This window comes from Pectobacterium odoriferum (genome assembly GCF_009931295.1).
Classification (GTDB): Bacteria; Pseudomonadota; Gammaproteobacteria; order Enterobacterales; family Enterobacteriaceae; genus Pectobacterium; species Pectobacterium odoriferum.
Genome location: NZ_CP034938.1, coordinates 3146008 through 3161758, shown reverse-complemented (window position 1 = coordinate 3161758; position 15751 = coordinate 3146008). Strand labels below are relative to the sequence as shown.

The window sequence follows — 15751 nt, the reverse complement described above, 5'->3', positions numbered from 1 at the left end:
ATGGCGAAAACCCATTATTCCGAAGGCCCGCGACTAAGCGGAAAAATTGTCGCGCTATTGGCTGGTCTTTCTGCTATTAGCATATTGTCTACCAATATCATTCTTCCTGTATTTCCCGATATCGGCGAGCAGTTTGGGGCGTCGGCGCGTGAACTTGGTCTGACGCTTTCCAGTTTTTTCATTACTTTCGCGCTGGCTCAATTGGTTGTTGGCCCGCTATCGGATCGCTACGGGCGTAAGACCCTCGTTCTGGGAGGGCTCGCCATATTCATCGTTGGCACGGTAGTCGGCGGCCTTGCTGGCTCACTCGAAACGCTGATTGTGGGAAGAGTCATTCAGGCGCTGGGGATATGTGCTGCTGCTGTGTTAGCGCGCGCGATTGCACGTGATTTATTTGACGGTGAAACGCTGGCGCGTGCGCTATCGCTGACGATGATCGCGACGGCGGCGGCTCCTGGATTCTCGCCGCTGCTGGGAAGCGTATTGACCACCACATTGGGGTGGCGAGCGATCTTTATACTGGTGGGATTTGCCGCTTTTGTCATCGCGGTCTTCTATGCTCACGGGCTGGGAGAAACGCATCCCGCTGAGCGTCGCGCACCGAACTCCATTTCGAGCGTCATCGTGGCGTACGGCAAGCTGATTGTTGATGGGAAGTTTATCCTTCCAGCACTGTCGGTGAGTCTGTTGATGAGTGGCTTGTTTGCCTCTTTTGGCGCTGCACCTGCGATTCTGATGAGTGGGATCGGTCTATCCTCACTACAATCTGGGCTATATTTTGCCTCTACCGTGTTCGTTGTCTTTGGTGCTGGTATGGCCGCGCCGCGACTGGCTCGCCGTTATGGCCCGAGAAGGATTGCGTCGGCGGGGCTCGCTACCGCGTTAGCCGGTGGGTGTTTGCTGTTGCTTGGGCCGGAATCGCCAAGCCTGAGCGGGTATACCTTGTCGATGATCATCTTCCTCTGGGGAATGGGCTTGGCCAATCCACTGGGTACGGCCATTACGATGGGGCCTTTCGGGAAAGAAGCGGGCTTGGCATCTGCGCTGCTTGGTTTTTTGACGATGGGAATGGCAGCGCTAACAACCTGGCTGGGCTCGGTACTGCCGTTTCCCGCGGTCACAACGCTGGGCGGTATACAGGCGACGGCCTGTCTGATAGCACTAATATTGTTTCTCAGTGGCTCACCGACGAGAGCGAATACGCGCTCAAAAGAGTAATGCTATAAAAGCACGGGCTTGATTAAACCGATACGGAAACCCCCGCAAGGCTGAGGGATCCCCACAAACCCAGTACTAATAAACCAGCACCATATTTCGATAGGTGCTGGTGAGTTGGGCTAAAATATTCTCCAGTTTTACCCGCCTTGCTATTTGAGGTGAATGCCGCAATATATTTTCCGCCAGTGTCAAAAACGATATCACTCTTCGACTTTTAAGGCAGTTCGCCTGATAATGAAGGTGAAGACCTTTATTTTCAAAATGATATCCTAATAACCAAAGAACAATTGATGCCAGTGTCGCCAGCAGACTCAGCACCCAAAGCCGCTCACCCGTTTTGCTTCCACAGGCGCGTAAGCCAAAACCAAATCTCTCACTCTTTTCAGTAGATCATAAAACTCTATGCCTGTCTTGTTTTCTGGGGATTCCTCAGCCTTTCAAGGGCGAAACGGGTATTCAGATGGTACGTACCTGATTGGCTGCAATGTAGTCTTAGATCTATTACTAGTCAATTCAATTAGTTAATGTGATACAAGAAAAGTTACAGCGGGAAGATTTCCGATGTTTCAAATCTGCATAGCTTCGGAGCTGCCTGATGAAGTGGCGGAGAATGCGACTTGCTGAGGCTGATTATAGTAAATAATACATTTTTTAAGGATGATTCTATGTCTAATTCTAATCTCGGGAATTGGGTTGCTATTGTTAGTGTAGTTGCTTCCGCAGGCTAAAAAGCACCAAGGAGCGATGATGAGTAAAAGCATGGGAAGATGTAGCGCTGTTGAGGCAGCAACTCTTTTACCACCAGAAGAACCGTTAGATTGGGATAATATTTAAGGGTATTTACACAGATGATGTGTAGTGATTGAGTAAATAAGATGAGCGAGAATGCTTAATATATAAATATTGTATGAAGTGTTATTTGTATAACCTAAGTTAAATTTGATTTTTTTGAAATAAATATGGTATTAAAAATAAAACAAAAGGAAAATCAAATAATGAATAATATTAAAATCATTTCGCTCTTTAATGCCAATGAACATATACCGTTTATGACCTGTACAGTTAAAGATGTTGAAGAGAATGAGCACGGGATAAAATTTACTCTCGAAAACGACAATAACATCTTTATCAAAGATTACGGTTCATTTTTTCTGTCTGAATCAGCAGATGATTACGATAAGGCGCGAATGGTAAATGTGTATGGAAGATTGATTTCTGAACTCAGCCAAGTCAGCGAAAAAACAATAAGATCGCTGATGTCAGAAACCCAAACCTACGACAGTCAACATCTCAACACGCCAGTTAGTGTTCTGGATGAATTACTATTACTGTTGTGGCAGGATAAAAGCTAATGCACCAGATGAATCCGCTGGGCCTAAGGATCTACGTGAAGCAATAGCCGAAGATAACTTCTTATTCGAACTGGAAGCCTCTGGCGGTATCGAGCTTCACACCGATATGGGCTATCCAGTAGCTGAATATTTACATTCTGGTATCAGAATAGCGATAGAACCGATAAACCTTGCGCACATGCAAGATCTGACCGATGGCTATGTGGTAATGTTCAGGAACGGTGAGTATGAGCAGGAGATGAAAGGAGACCTCCATGAGGCCTTATCTCTTGCTGTTGATAGGCTTAAAATCACGCTTGCGATACGTGAATGATCGTAACTACCTGTTTTTGATGTTTTTTCAATCACTCTTGTTGGCAATTTGTTTTTACTACTACTTGCCCAGCATTGAGTTTTTCATAGCGAAGTATCATGGTAAAATTCTATCATCTATTTATAAATAGCTAGTGCGCAACACTGGTCATTGCTCGATAGTAAGGATATCGATTTGGACATTCAGATTACTCCTGTCTTGATTACGTTAGTCTATGAGGCTCTTTTGAGATCATTTTGGCGAAAACCTGCGTTGAAAAAATTTTTGTTATCTTGCCATATCTCAGAAAGTTTTATATCAACATGGCGTGAGGATGAATCAAAGCGGAATTTTTTAGACCGCTTATTTCCAAAATTGCAGAGTAATCCTAAAGGAAATAGTGTTATTTTTACAATGGCAATTAATTTGTCTGAGCAAATATCATTTCCTGATCTAAGGGGGTGGGAGGACTCTCAGCAAATGATATTATCGGCAAATAAATCAGTTCAAGAATTAAGGGTATATATCTCAAAACAGAAAGAGAAAGCTCAAAATGAGAGAGAAAAAAAAGAATATAGAGACCGGTCCAAAAAAGAAAGGGAAGAAGTAAAACGTTCTGAAACTGATTTACTAAAATTAAGATCAGAGTTTGAAAATTTGCATAAAGACATTGGAACACAAAATGGCGGTTATGCATTTGAAGAATGGTTTTTTAGGCTTGCTGATTTCTGTGAGATAATTAGCAGAAAACCATACAAAACCAATGGTAGCAGGTGGATGGTGCGTTAACTATTGAGGGAACCACATATATAGTTGAGTTGAAGTTCCAAAAATCACAGTCTGATGCTATAGATATTGACACTTTGAAAGCAAAAGTTAACAAAATGGCAGACAATACTATGGCAATAATGATATCGATTTCTGGATATTCATCAGTTGCTATAAAAGAGTCATCTGGTAGTCGCACCCCACTTATACTGCTAGATTATAGCCATTTGTATTTGTTCTTATCTGGTGGTATGAAATTTGACGATATAATTTCACGAGTAAGAAGACATTCATCACAAACAGGGGAAGCATATCTTGCTATTAGCTCTTTTGGTGGGCTTTAAAAATCGATATATAGTTTACTTTCTGGTTCGGTTCAGAGTATTTGAGGTGCCGTCTGACGGTTTGGTCAGAGTAACCAACCTGAGTCGCAATATCAACAATGTATGCGCCCTTAATGGCGCATTCGCTTTATCATGTAAAAGTCCTTTCTGGTTAACATGTTGATGTCTTTTCTGGTGTCAGGGCCTCAAGGAAAAAACATGTTGGGTGGGGCGGAGCATTCTGATGGTGAATTACCGTCTTATACCACTGTCATTAACTGAGATTGAGAGTGATCTCTATAAGACGTTTTCTGAGGCCGTAGATAGACTGAGAATCGCAGTTGTGGCTATAGAAAAATTATTGCAAATTTAGGCAGCTATACGAAAGATGTGCATCTTTAATTTTGAACCGAGCTTTTCATGAAAATTAATTAATGGCTACGGATAATAAATAATATTATCATCATCATTTAGCATGATGAATTTATCGTTATTTGAAAACACTCTTTCTTCAGAAGCGTTCCATATAATAGTGTTAATGTTAGCAACATCATATTTGCTAGCGTAATGTGTTCCATTTAATGGTATATCTTTCGTTCCTACAATGTACATGTCTTTATTTATAGGAATAACTAATATAGTTCCTTTTGATAACAAACCAAAAGTTTTTCTGACAGGATTAGCTAAAACAAACGGGGAGTCGCTTGTGATTATATTTATATTGTCTTGGGTTATACATAGCTTAAAATTGAAATGAAATAAACTATTAGCAACTGTTTTTATCTGCTCTAGCTCAATGCAAATAATATCATCATTTATAAAATTGGCATTAGAAATATCTAAATTTCCTCCAGCAGTATCAATGTCATTTTTCATGCTTATCGCTATTTCTTTACATCTCCTAAGTGGAGATTCAACGTTATTCCTCCATAGGGGTGGTCTCAAGAAAAGTGAGGATAATAACCAGATAAATCCTTCATTATTTCTATCAAGAGTCATATTTGATTTTAAATCATCAAGGAAACTACCAATTTTAGGTTCAATAACATCCCCATACCATTTTTCTATTAGTAATGGTTTCGTGTTATTTTCAAGTTTATAATAATTATTTTTTGAACAAGCATTATTAGGATTTGTTCCATATGCCTTTTTTACCCCATCTTTCGGGAAAGCCCAAAGTCTGGAATCCCTATCCCCATCATTGGTAAAACCTTTAAGGTAACAGGCTGGAATGAAATGGTGATTAGTTTGTTTTCCCACAGATACGCCTTGTTAAATGCTCTGTTCTAAATCTAGATAATTGGAATAATCTTTAAGAGGAGGTTACTATTCTACCGCTCGTTTTGATGATTGGCAATAGGAAGTGAACTAACAAAAAAATGTCTTTTATGTTAATAAATAAAAAATAGCCTTATGTGGCTGAATTTTTTTATTTTGCGAGATATTTTATATAATAAACATATGGTTAATGCTTAGATGAACTTGAATTTAATATTATGCCGTCAAGGAAAAATGACGGCATTCCGTATATAAATATTTAATCCAACAACCCACGAGAAACCTTACTCGCTGTCTGACTGAAATTATATCGGTCAACAACATTTCCCTTGAACCAAATCTCTAACGAATTCATATGCGCTGTGCTGCTATTTTTCAGCAGAGCCAATCCGGGGATATAGTTCGAGATCTGGCTTTCGCCTGACATGCTGGAGTATGACCACATTTCCTGACCGTCATTGGTGGCTCGCGTTTGAGGCTCACCAAATGCATTAATAACATCTTGCTGGGTAGTTTTCCCTTTAACGATCTTGGTTTGTACAGTTTGTTGGGATTCGTCTTTCAGGGATTCATTGCCATAAGTAGTGCAAGCAGTAAGCGGCAGGATCACCAGTGCCGCGATAAACAGTTTTTTCATGTTAACTCCATATAAACAGTAAACGTAAAAATAAGTGTAAAGAGTTCATAACCAGCGCTGTATTGTCGCTGGAGATCAAAAAAGTTGTGTCAATTGATAGTGAAAGAAGCCTATGACCTTTTTATCCAATCAGCTAATGGCATCTTTCATTGTGGCTTTCCCTGATGTTGCATTAATCAAAGCTATCTAAAGGCCATAAATCGATATTAACTGCTTGTCTCATGGTTCAACGCTCTATCCACTTGAATCAGCTCGTAAACTGTCTGGTGGTCCTCTGGTTTACTTTACTCATTAACGATTCCTCTAGCAAGAAAATGATCGGTATTGCAGATCGATAATAATTTATTGATAGTCTATAGCGATTAAAAATGATTTATCGATCGGTGTTTTAATTGATTTGACCGATCGATATATATTTAATGATAGGTATAATCTATCATTATTTTGTTTTTGATCGTTACAAACGATATGACGGCCCTCAAAAATAATTGAATCCTATCAATTGGTTAATCAGGTGGCTTTGCTTCGTTATGTCTGTCAGAGCAAGCTGTAACGGCTACAGGCAACCAGAAAAACATCAAAACTTAATAGCATTTTTGATTATCAGGATGGATAGGAAGATGAAGAAGATTTTACTCGTTGCTTGTAGTAGCCCCCATTTAAACCGGACACTTCATCAATAAGACATAGGCATAGACCTATGTTTAAGGAGTGTCTTGTGCAAAGAATCGAAGTGATCACTGGCGAGCAGAAGCGACGCCGTTATACTGCCGAAGAAAAATCCCGTTTTGTTGCGCTGTCCATGCAACCCGGCTATTCCGTTTCTCTGGTTGCCCGGCAATATGGCATTACACCCAGTCTGCTTTTTAAATGGAAACGACTTATGAACGAAGGTGGCCAATCTGCGATCGCTGCTGGCGATGACGTTGTCAGTGTTGCTGAAGTTAAGGCACTGGAAAAAAAGGTAAAACAGCTTGAGCAGATGCTGGGACGTAAAACAATGGAAGCCGAAATCCTCCGCGATGCGCTGGAGATAGCGCAGTCAAAAAAGTTGATATCGCGCATGCCATTGCTGCCACCGGACGATATCCCCTAATCCGGATAACACAGGTACTGCAGGTATCACGCTCTAATCTTTATGAACGCCTGAGTGGGCAGCGACTGCCCCGTATGGAGCGTTACAGCAAAGAAGCGGATGAGGAATTATTGCCATCAATCAGACAGATATGCAGCCAGCGCTCGACAAATGGCTATCGCAGGGTCACCGCACATCTGAATCGCAGGTTAAAGGAAGACGGTCGCCGGGTAAATCCAAAGCGGATATACCGGATCATGAAACACCATAACCTGCTGCTGGCAAAATCGGGTCATGAGAAAAAACACCGCAACCATACCGGTAGTGTGATCACACTGAAACCGGATACCCGGTGGTGCTCTGACGGCTTTGAAATCCGCTGCTGGAACCGTGAAGTGGTACGAGTGGTGTTCAGCCTGGACTGCTGTGACCGAGAGGTTATCGGCTGGAGTGCCACCACAGGGGGTATCAGCAGTGTAATGGTACAGGATCTGCTGACAGAAAGTCTGGAGAAGCGGTTCGGTAACGCACTGATGGTCCCACATGCAGTAGAATGGCTGACTGATAACGGCAGTTGCTACATAGCCGATGCCACGCGTACGTTCGCCAGTTCACTGGGGTTCATCGTGTGTACCACCCCAGTACGTAGCCCGGAAAGCAACGGCATGGCAGAATCGTTCGTCAAGACGTTCAAGCGGGATTACGTCTACGTAAATGACCTGCCGGATGCAGTATCAGTGATGGAAAAAATGGCAGAATGGATGGAGGACTATAATAACCTGCATCCGCACAAGGGGCTGAATATGAAATCCCCACGCGAATATCGCGATGCCATGTTAGCTGCTAATTAGCCGTGTCCGTTTTAGTAGGGGCAACTCCAATTTTATCTGAGGTTTGCTTATTGTTCGTACTCATAACCAAATTCCTTAATACAGAGGTAGTCAGGATCGGGTGACTCATGTTGTGTCAGTAGATAATAGATAACACAATATGATGTGGTTATATTAGAGACAACTGGTTAAAGCATCAATAGGTGTTCTGGACATATTTACAGTGATTTACAATGGGTAACACAGCAGCGACTTTAAGGTTTTACAAAATGTCTTATGAAGACACACAGCAGACGGTGATGGAATACTGGAAAAACCTTATGATTGAAATGAATTTTATAATATACCTCCTTCTTGCCAATTCCCATATTGTTTGGTCATACCCTGATGTTCATCAGGAAGGATGATTGATATAGCTGCATACTCTCTTCATAGACCATGCCGATCTACCGTTTCACACTCGAAGATGCTATCTATATCGCTCCCGAACAACTGGAAAAAGGTATCGTGAAAGCGTGGTTTACTTTCTGCAGCGTAATATATTTTTATTTAAGAAAACATTTGTATAAACATGAGAGGTTAGAATAACAAAAATTAGGTGCGTTGATAAGATGGAAGTATTTTTAATGGGCGCTAATTCTGTGGTGTGAGCTATTAATGTTAGCTTTTTTAAATTCGTACTTCATTAAATAAAATTACCTTTCTGTATTGATAATTACTCAAAATGTGTTAAAGGATAACCTATAACAAAAACAAGGAGGTGTAATGTATAAGAATAATGATGAAGCCATTGATTGGGAAGCAAAGCGACTTCTTGATGATGGGATCTATACCGATACGGAACAAGCCTACTTAGAGGCGGAAAAGATAGTAATCAATATTAGGGAACAAGCAAAGCAGCGCCAGATTAAACAACAGTTCAAGATGAAAATAAAATCAATCAAGAAAAAAATTGGCAACGACTATGACTATGCTGACATCCCTTATGCCAACAAGAAAAAACATTGGGGAGAACATAAATGACCAGAAAGGATATCAAACAACAAATTGCTTCAGCACAGGAGCGTCTATACTTCTTGGAAGCTAAAAAGAAACAACAAACAAAAAAAGAAAATACTCGCCAGAAAATTATTTTCGGTGCAGAGGTTGCCAAAGTCTTAGGATGTGATATTGGTTATGTAGATAAAGAATTAGTCTTTGGGATTCTGCTTAACATATCTAATCTACCTGAGCGAGATATTGAAGGGTATAGAGCACAGGGCCAAGTCTATATCGAAAATGTTATAAATAAATCCAAATGTTAATTATGTTTTTCACGTCCGAACGGTGAGCCGACCTAAAACTTGTTTTTAGGTCGGTGAACTGTTGAGCAAGCCCCAGAGGGCGCGGTAGCTCATTTATTGTCAACACTATCTCAGGACGAGATTTGCAGCATATTCACCATTAATAAAAACATCACATTCATGATCTGGTGCTGAAAATGCGTGGGTTTCTCTTTTGCATCGCGCCATGACTTTTTTACCGTTGTAGGTAGCTGTATAGACATTAGTGTAACTATTACTAAAGACCCCAGCTAAACTTTTATCTTGATTCAAGAATGATTCATTTATAATCAGCGTTTCATTTATCCATAATTTTAAAATACCGTTTGGCATGTTTGCGCTAATTAGAAGTTGTTCGCCATCCTGAGTTCGGTAAGGTTGTTTTGCTGAAAAATTGGTACAACCTGCCAGAAAAAGTACTCCTAGAAGTAAGACTCTGCCTGTCATTTACTATCCTTAAGTTAAATTTTTATATTTAATCTTAGAAAAATCCCCTTTAAATAAAATTCAAAGGGGAGGGTTTTATCAGATCTCAAAATCTTCCAGCGTTTTACCATTTTCAAGCGCAGCAGCGATAGCTTTAGGAGTACGCCCCTGACCTGTCCATAACTTTTCATTGCCATTTTCATCAGCGTATTTGTATTTGGCAGGACGAGGTTCACGTTTAGATTTTACAGACTTGGATGATGCACCGCCAAGTAGCTCTGATGGATCAATACCATCTTCTAACAGTCTGGCACGTAAGGCTTCGATTTTGGCCTGACGTTCAGAGTTTTGCTGTTGTACGCTGGCTTCTTCTTCACGACGATCTTCAACAATAGTCGTTAGCTTCTCCAGCATTTCTTCCAATGTTGCCAAATCGGTCTCACGCGCCTGAGCACGCAGGGTACGAATATTGTTTAATACTTTAAGCGCTTCACTCATTGTCATTTATCCTGCTGGTTGAAAATCGGATTTAGCATACAGGAAATTCATCAATAAAACGAGATCTGAGCGTTATATCATGGATGTCGTAATTATAGCCTGTCTGACTTTCACATGAGATATTTATTGGAATAGGCATAAGTAATGGATTTCGACATAAATTAAATTTGAAATTAACAATGTATTAATTGTATTATGAATATAAATCCGGAACAGGCAGTATCATAGATACTCGTATTATAATGTATTTGGCTTGCGATGCTATAGTTATAAATATATATATTCATAATACTGGTGGGGTGTCTGGTTTCTACTACCATACTCTCCGATAAGAGCATCATTATTTTAATTGAGATGTGGTAATTTATGGAAAGGGGTGGACATGTATTACTCAGTAAGAAAGAATCGCTCCAACAATCTGAACATTATTTCGTTTAAAAAATCATTTTTTAAGCTGATAGAAAATGAAGATGGTTGGGTTATCAGAGTGTTTGTTTATATCTTATTAAATAAGATAAGAGTATTTAAACCTAATGCTGTTTTTGATTTGGATTCTGAAGACAATATCAATGAAATCATAAAAATAAATGGTGAATGTCACTTTAACGATCCGATTTTTCATCATATCAGTGAATGTTTTATTGATGGACTAAGACATTCAACGATCAAAGATAGTGATGTTATTTTTAATGCTATCAGAGTCTTTTTTATAAAAATTCAGTGTGAATAAATATTAAAGCAGTAAAGATGAGGTGATTTGTTATATTGCAAAAATAAATAGTATTTAAATATAAATGGATAGGGGGATGAAAAAGAGAAAATCAAAGAAAAATCCACTTGAGGATACAGCGGTGTTAAGTCGAATTGCTCAGGCAGCATCACAGAAAGCGATTAAAGAAGCGTTCGCCGCAGGAATAGCTATCCACTATATTTCAGAGGGGAAGCTGATCAAAGCATATCCTGATGGAACAAAAGAGTGTGTCAAAGAGTTGGATATGCAACCCCTTTCTCTCGCATCAGCCGTTCGTCAGTTAACCCGCTAATTACATACCGCTATCTATTGTTTTATCTTATGTAATTTTTTATTTGTTTTTCATCGTTCGGATGAAAAGGAGTTAAACAGAGTGTTATTGAAAAAAAGAAAATATAGAAAAGGGTTCTCTCTGCTTGAGTTAATGTTGGTTTTAGGTGTTATTGCTGGATTAATTGTCAGTGCGTTTATGATTTACCCCAAGGCTCAGGCTGCACAGCGAGCTGAGATTGAAGTGAAAAATATTACAGCTATCGTGTCCGGGATAAATGCCATTTATGGCTCCAGCAGTAACTATACAGGGGTCAATGCAAGAACATTAATTGACGCGAAAATCATACCAAGTCAAATGAGAGTCGGAAATACTTATCAGGTGGTTAATATATGGAAAGGACCCGTGAATTTTAGCTATGGTAATAGTAATTTTTCTATTACATACAATAATGTTCCATCTGTTGAGTGTGCAAGGATAGTGTTAGCAACGGCATCAATGTTTTCAACTATATCTATTGGTGATAATGAAGGTTATGATGAAAATGGTAATGAAGTCGGAAACAGTGGGGTTGTTAAACAGGGAGTTAAAAACATCGATGAAGTAACCAAATATTGTTCTAATGAAATGAATGTCATCTCATTTAGTTATTGATGAAGTTATTGATTTTTTATTTCCTATCTTTGTGTTAATAAACGGGGTGATTGTTTTTAATAAGTGAAATGACGTGATATCTTGACCGCTTTTTTTTTTTGCTAATTAACATGTATGTAAATAAAAAAGGACGGTGATAAATGAAAATAACAAATAAAAAAGGGTTTTCCCTATTGGAAATAACATTGGTATTAGGTGTTGGTTCAGCAATGGCGTTTATGAAGTTTCAGGACATGAAAAAAGATCAAGAAAACATTATGGCGAATACCGTAGGCTCACAGATGAAACAGATGGGAGAGGCGGTAAATCGTTATATCAGTATCCGCTATGACAAGCTTTCAACCCTAACTTCCAGTAGCAGCCAGAGCAGCGATCCGGGACCAAGAACCTGTTCGGCTAATGGCTGTGAAATTACGTATCAGACGCTGTTAAATGAAGGGTTGTTGCCTGTCAGCTATACCGGAATCAATGCGCAGAAATCAGCGTATAAGATTTTATTAAAACGTTCTGGCACTACACCTAACTACGTTATTAACGGGCTTGTTATCACTACGTTGCCGTGGTCAGAGGGAAACCGCATTCGTTATGACCTGTTAGGCCGTGCCATGCAAACGGCAGGTATTGATAGTGGTATGACGCAATCTGCTTCTGTTGCATCAGGTACCGGAGGTCAATGGACCGAGAGCCAAAATAATTATAGTGGGATAAATGCTGCGGGGTTGTTGGCCTACCGTGTTGGATATGACAGCTCTATGTATTCAGTTTATCTACGTCGTGATGGAACATTACCAATGACGGGTGATCTGAATATGGGCGGTCATAGTATTAATAACGTCAAAGATATTACCGCATCGGGTGATGTTAATGCTGTTTCGTTCAATGGTTCCTATGGACGCTTTGCCAAGAACGTTAATGTGTCTGAGGATTTCAATGTGATTGGTTTTTCCACCTTTGGTAAGAACGTATCGATGAACGGCCAGCTTATGGTAAAAAATGGTATCAACTCTGAAAGCTATGTTTCAGCCAGAACCCAAGCCAGCAAACTTCAGATTGGTGGCGGCGGCACCAGCGATCCGAATATGATTCTGTTGAATGTATCTGGCGGAGCAGGTGATGGCTACCTTTCCCTGAATGGGAATAACAATTCCTCTGTTAAGCTGGATATATGGGGAAGCCAAAGAGTGAGAGGCGACCTCACATTATCGGGTTCAAATGATGGAAAAACGACAGGAGCGATTTCTGCATCAGGAAATATTACAGGTAAATATTTTCAGCCGACTTCAATATCAATTGCAGGTGAGGTTTGTTTACCTGATGGTCTGATAAGCAGAGATCAGACTGGCGCGATATTATCCTGCCAGAATGGGGAATGGAAAGGAACAGGTGGCGGCAGTATCACCCGAACTGCCACTGACAGTTTACGTTTTCAGTCCACGGGGGATTTTAATTATCTCAATGTTTTTGTGGCGTCAAAATTTTATCCGGCAGATGGTACACACACGGGTTCAGCCACGTTTAATGTTCTGGTAGCGGGCAAGACGGTGGGACAAATCACGACTTCCATTACGGTCTGGAAAGCGGGAAGCCGTGGACATTACTGGGGTTATGAAAATACGGGTGCGACATTGCGTATGTTTACGACGGCAGTAAAGCAGGGCGATGTTGTTCAGGTGGTTATGGCAAGTTCTGGATTTCATAGCAGCAGTGATATCAGCGTTTCATTATCTCAGTAAGCGTAGGGAGAATAGGGATTTTTTGACAGGTTTATGACTTAATAAGAAATAATATCTGACCCTAAATAAAAATCTTATTCATCATCTCTGTATCGACGCCTGATACGGGTTTCGGTATTGAACCATCTATAAAAAGCGCCCAAAATCCAGTCCTCAAAAGGAATAGCTTACTGTCAAAGGAAAATGACAATGCCGGGTGCTGCCCGTCTTAATGATATCGGAAGTGGTCATGACTGCTTCCCTGAAACCCCGATAATCGAAGGCAGCTCTGATGTAATTATTAATGGTCAGCCTGCTGCCCGACAAGGTGATGCTGTTCTGCTTCACGGTTGTCCCTGTCCCAATGCACCCCATGGTGTTCATTCCCGAAAAATCGCTGAAGGTTCATCGACCGTCATTATTAACGGCAAGCCCGCTGCGCGTATTGGGGATGGTATCAATTGCGGTGGTGTCATTGTCTCCGGCAGTGGCAATGTCATCATTGGTGATACACCCCATCGTTCTCCGGTTCAGGAATGCGCGAAACAAGCAGCATTAACTCGTGCGCCATTGCTGGCGTTAACACCGATGCTGGCTGTAGAGCCTGTTTTTGCCAAATCCTGCTTACGTGTTGCGGGTTGTACCGATGCGGGAAAAGAAGAGGAGCCACAGGGCAACATAGGGGAAATGAGTATCTATTTCTCTGAGCCTGTTGGTGAATCCATATCATCGACTGATAAATCGGGTGAAGTGAAACAGTATGCGCAGTCAGCGAAAAAGAAAAACACGTCTTCTGCTGTTTCCGCTCCTCAGTCATTTGCCGGAAAAAATGAACCGTCACCTAAGACATCTGTCGGTGCGATTAACAAGCCTCAGATCCCCCCGATGGAGCCGTGGTATAAAACGATATTTGATCTGTTAGTGGGTAAAGCGGATGCGGCAATGCTGCCGCCCCCTCAACAAGTGGTAATGGCAGGTACGGCAGCACAGGCGGGGGCGACCGCTGCTGCGGGGGGAGCGGTAGCGCAGGCCAATCAGGATGCAGCAAAGGCACTGACACATCAGATGAAACGCCTTTCAGGTCCGTCTATCTGGCAAGGCCAGTTGCAGATGGCGCAAAGTTTCCTGCTAATGGGAGCATTGATTCAGCAGCACCTGAAAGGTGAAAAAGACGATTTGCTGACACAGGAAAAGCTACTGGAGGTGGCGAAAAAACAGGGAACCGTCCCCAGCCGTGTTCGTTATCAGTGGATGGAAGATGAGGAAACAGGCAGATTGAAGGCGGTTGGCTACCACACCAGTATGGAAAGCGGGCGCGATCAGGTGCGCGTCAGACTGCTGAAATACGATTTCCCCAACAACCGTTATGAGTTCTGGGAAGAGGGGGCAACCGGACCAACGATTCTATGGACACCGGACAATCCGGGCATGGAATTACCCACAGATACGTCACACGGTGAACAGCCTGTTATCCCATCAGCAGTGCCGGGATTTGAAATTCCAGAAATGGATGATGTCAGCATTCTTGCGACACCAATGCCGGACGAGAAGGATTTTCGGGATTACATTCTGGTGTTCCCGGAGAATGCGTTTCCACCGATTTATATCTATTTGAGTAAGAATCCGCTTGATCCAATCTGGACTCGAAGAAAGAAAATTACGGAGGTTAGAAATGCTTACAAACATTGGGAAAAACATGGGCATGAGTTTCCTGAATTAAAGAATGCAAAGCAATATGTTGATACCGCTCATGATTTTATGAATAACCCTCCCGATGGAACGTTAACTAAAACTCGTGACAACGGTGATGAACTTTTCTATCATCCAGAAACTAATATATTTGCTTCAAAATCTAAAGATAACGCGCCTCGGACAATGTTTAAGCCCACAGACAAAATGGATTACTGGAATGACCAATGAATATGATTACCCCTGTCCATGCTGCGGCAAGGATGAATTTGAAGTGTTAGGTGAATATGATATTTGCTCTAATTGTGGATGGGAGGATGATCCTTTTCAGTCTAAGAATCCTGATAGAAGTGGAGCAAACAAGATGAGTTTAAATGAGGCTAGAGAAGCTTTTAAAAATGGCCAAAAAGTTAAATAGTGTAATGGTATGAATAAATGGCGAGTTATTCTTTGTTTGATGTTATTTCTTTAAAAAATGATCTTCCAGAGGAAGGGTTGAAAAAAGGAATGCTAGGGACTATTGTTCACATTTATGACGAGCTATCTCCTGCATATGACATAGAGTTTTGTGATGATAATGGTGAGACACTGGCTTGGATAACATTAAAATCAGACTGTTTCAATAAGGTTGATTTTAAAAAATAGTTTGATGATT

19 protein-coding genes and 2 pseudogenes are annotated in these 15751 nt (G+C 41.0%); 15 read left to right on the top strand and 6 right to left on the bottom strand.

Annotated features, from left to right (window positions below; translation table 11 throughout):
* Positions 1-1218, top strand: coding sequence for a multidrug effflux MFS transporter (locus EO763_RS14220; RefSeq protein ID WP_161530404.1), 1218 nt, complete (start codon positions 1-3; stop codon positions 1216-1218).
* Positions 1219-1293: 75 nt separating this feature from the next.
* Here the strand turns inward: EO763_RS14220 and EO763_RS23640 are convergent.
* A pseudogene (locus EO763_RS23640) lies at positions 1294-1602 on the bottom strand (IS4 family transposase); the annotation flags it as partial.
* A 611-nt stretch (positions 1603-2213) separates the two neighbouring features.
* Between EO763_RS23640 and EO763_RS23635 the strand changes: the two are divergent.
* The 4 genes from EO763_RS23635 (at position 2214) to EO763_RS23405 (ending at position 3974) form a co-directional block, all read left to right on the top strand.
* The gene (locus EO763_RS23635; RefSeq protein WP_244321996.1) at positions 2214-2570 is read left to right on the top strand and encodes a hypothetical protein; all 357 of its coding nucleotides are present in this window, start codon (positions 2214-2216) and stop codon (positions 2568-2570) included.
* Positions 2533-2883, top strand: a complete 351-nt coding sequence (locus EO763_RS23630; protein WP_244321995.1) for a hypothetical protein — start codon at positions 2533-2535, stop codon at positions 2881-2883. Before EO763_RS23635 ends, EO763_RS23630 begins: the two co-directional genes overlap by 38 nt.
* Before the next feature lie 174 nt (positions 2884-3057).
* A complete protein-coding gene (locus tag EO763_RS23410; RefSeq protein WP_208851958.1) occupies positions 3058-3651 on the top strand; it encodes a hypothetical protein in 594 nt (197 codons plus the stop codon).
* A complete protein-coding gene (locus EO763_RS23405; RefSeq protein ID WP_208851957.1) occupies positions 3636-3974 on the top strand; it encodes a hypothetical protein in 339 nt (112 codons plus the stop codon). Before EO763_RS23410 ends, EO763_RS23405 begins: the two co-directional genes overlap by 16 nt.
* A 28-nt stretch (positions 3975-4002) precedes the next feature.
* On the opposite strand, the pseudogene EO763_RS14205 reads toward EO763_RS23405, so the two are convergent.
* The 3 genes and pseudogenes from EO763_RS14205 to EO763_RS14195 form a co-directional block, all read right to left on the bottom strand.
* Positions 4003-4132, bottom strand: a pseudogene (locus EO763_RS14205) (IS21 family transposase); the annotation flags it as partial.
* Between the two features lie 259 nt (positions 4133-4391).
* The gene (locus EO763_RS14200; RefSeq protein WP_161529343.1) at positions 4392-5213 is read right to left on the bottom strand and encodes a DUF4238 domain-containing protein; all 822 of its coding nucleotides are present in this window, start codon (positions 5211-5213) and stop codon (positions 4392-4394) included.
* A 277-nt stretch (positions 5214-5490) separates the two neighbouring features.
* On the bottom strand, positions 5491-5868 hold the full coding sequence (locus EO763_RS14195; RefSeq protein WP_161529342.1) for a hypothetical protein: 378 nt from the start codon (positions 5866-5868) through the stop codon (positions 5491-5493).
* A 700-nt stretch (positions 5869-6568) separates the two neighbouring features.
* Here EO763_RS14195 and EO763_RS14190 point away from each other — a divergent pair.
* From EO763_RS14190 to EO763_RS14180, 3 genes are all read left to right on the top strand, one after another.
* Positions 6569-7794 (top strand): IS3 family transposase gene (locus tag EO763_RS14190; protein WP_244321994.1). Its coding sequence is split into 2 segments (ribosomal slippage): positions 6569-6911 and positions 6911-7794, totalling 1227 coding nucleotides; the frame shifts between segments, so codons are not numbered across the junction.
* Between the two features lie 744 nt (positions 7795-8538).
* Entirely contained in the window at positions 8539-8796 is a 258-nt protein-coding gene (locus EO763_RS14185) for a hypothetical protein (protein WP_161529340.1), read from the top strand.
* Positions 8793-9077 (top strand): conjugal transfer protein TraD, encoded by a 285-nt coding sequence (locus tag EO763_RS14180; RefSeq protein WP_161529339.1) that lies wholly within the window; start codon positions 8793-8795, stop codon positions 9075-9077. Before EO763_RS14185 ends, EO763_RS14180 begins: the two co-directional genes overlap by 4 nt.
* 105 nt (positions 9078-9182) lie before the next feature.
* On the opposite strand, the gene EO763_RS14175 is transcribed toward EO763_RS14180, so the two are convergent.
* Both EO763_RS14175 and EO763_RS14170 read right to left on the bottom strand, forming a co-directional pair.
* Positions 9183-9542, bottom strand: a complete 360-nt coding sequence (locus EO763_RS14175) for a hypothetical protein (RefSeq protein ID WP_161529338.1) — start codon at positions 9540-9542, stop codon at positions 9183-9185.
* 78 nt (positions 9543-9620) lie between these two features.
* Positions 9621-10019, bottom strand: a complete 399-nt coding sequence (locus EO763_RS14170) for an H-NS family histone-like protein (protein WP_161529337.1) — start codon at positions 10017-10019, stop codon at positions 9621-9623.
* Positions 10020-10401: 382 nt separating this feature from the next.
* Between EO763_RS14170 and EO763_RS14165 the strand changes: the two genes are divergently transcribed.
* From EO763_RS14165 to EO763_RS14135, 7 genes are all read left to right on the top strand, one after another.
* On the top strand, positions 10402-10749 hold the full coding sequence (locus EO763_RS14165; protein WP_161529336.1) for a hypothetical protein: 348 nt from the start codon (positions 10402-10404) through the stop codon (positions 10747-10749).
* 76 nt (positions 10750-10825) lie between these two features.
* On the top strand, positions 10826-11062 hold the full coding sequence (locus EO763_RS14160; protein WP_161529335.1) for a hypothetical protein: 237 nt from the start codon (positions 10826-10828) through the stop codon (positions 11060-11062).
* 81 nt (positions 11063-11143) lie between these two features.
* The gene (locus tag EO763_RS14155) at positions 11144-11695 is read left to right on the top strand and encodes a type 4 pilus major pilin (RefSeq protein ID WP_244321993.1); all 552 of its coding nucleotides are present in this window, start codon (positions 11144-11146) and stop codon (positions 11693-11695) included.
* Positions 11696-11835: 140 nt separating this feature from the next.
* Complete coding sequence (gene pilV, locus EO763_RS14150; protein ID WP_161529334.1) at positions 11836-13428, top strand: shufflon system plasmid conjugative transfer pilus tip adhesin PilV; 1593 nt, start codon at positions 11836-11838, stop codon at positions 13426-13428.
* Between the two features lie 189 nt (positions 13429-13617).
* Positions 13618-15327 (top strand): type VI secretion system PAAR protein, encoded by a 1710-nt coding sequence (locus EO763_RS14145; protein ID WP_161529333.1) that lies wholly within the window; start codon positions 13618-13620, stop codon positions 15325-15327.
* The gene (locus tag EO763_RS14140) at positions 15317-15514 is read left to right on the top strand and encodes a CPCC family cysteine-rich protein (RefSeq protein ID WP_072035340.1); all 198 of its coding nucleotides are present in this window, start codon (positions 15317-15319) and stop codon (positions 15512-15514) included. The genes EO763_RS14145 and EO763_RS14140 overlap by 11 nt, the downstream gene beginning before the upstream one ends.
* 17 nt (positions 15515-15531) lie before the next feature.
* Complete coding sequence (locus EO763_RS14135; RefSeq protein ID WP_072035339.1) at positions 15532-15741, top strand: DUF4926 domain-containing protein; 210 nt, start codon at positions 15532-15534, stop codon at positions 15739-15741.
* The last annotated feature ends 10 nt before the right edge of the window (positions 15742-15751 follow it).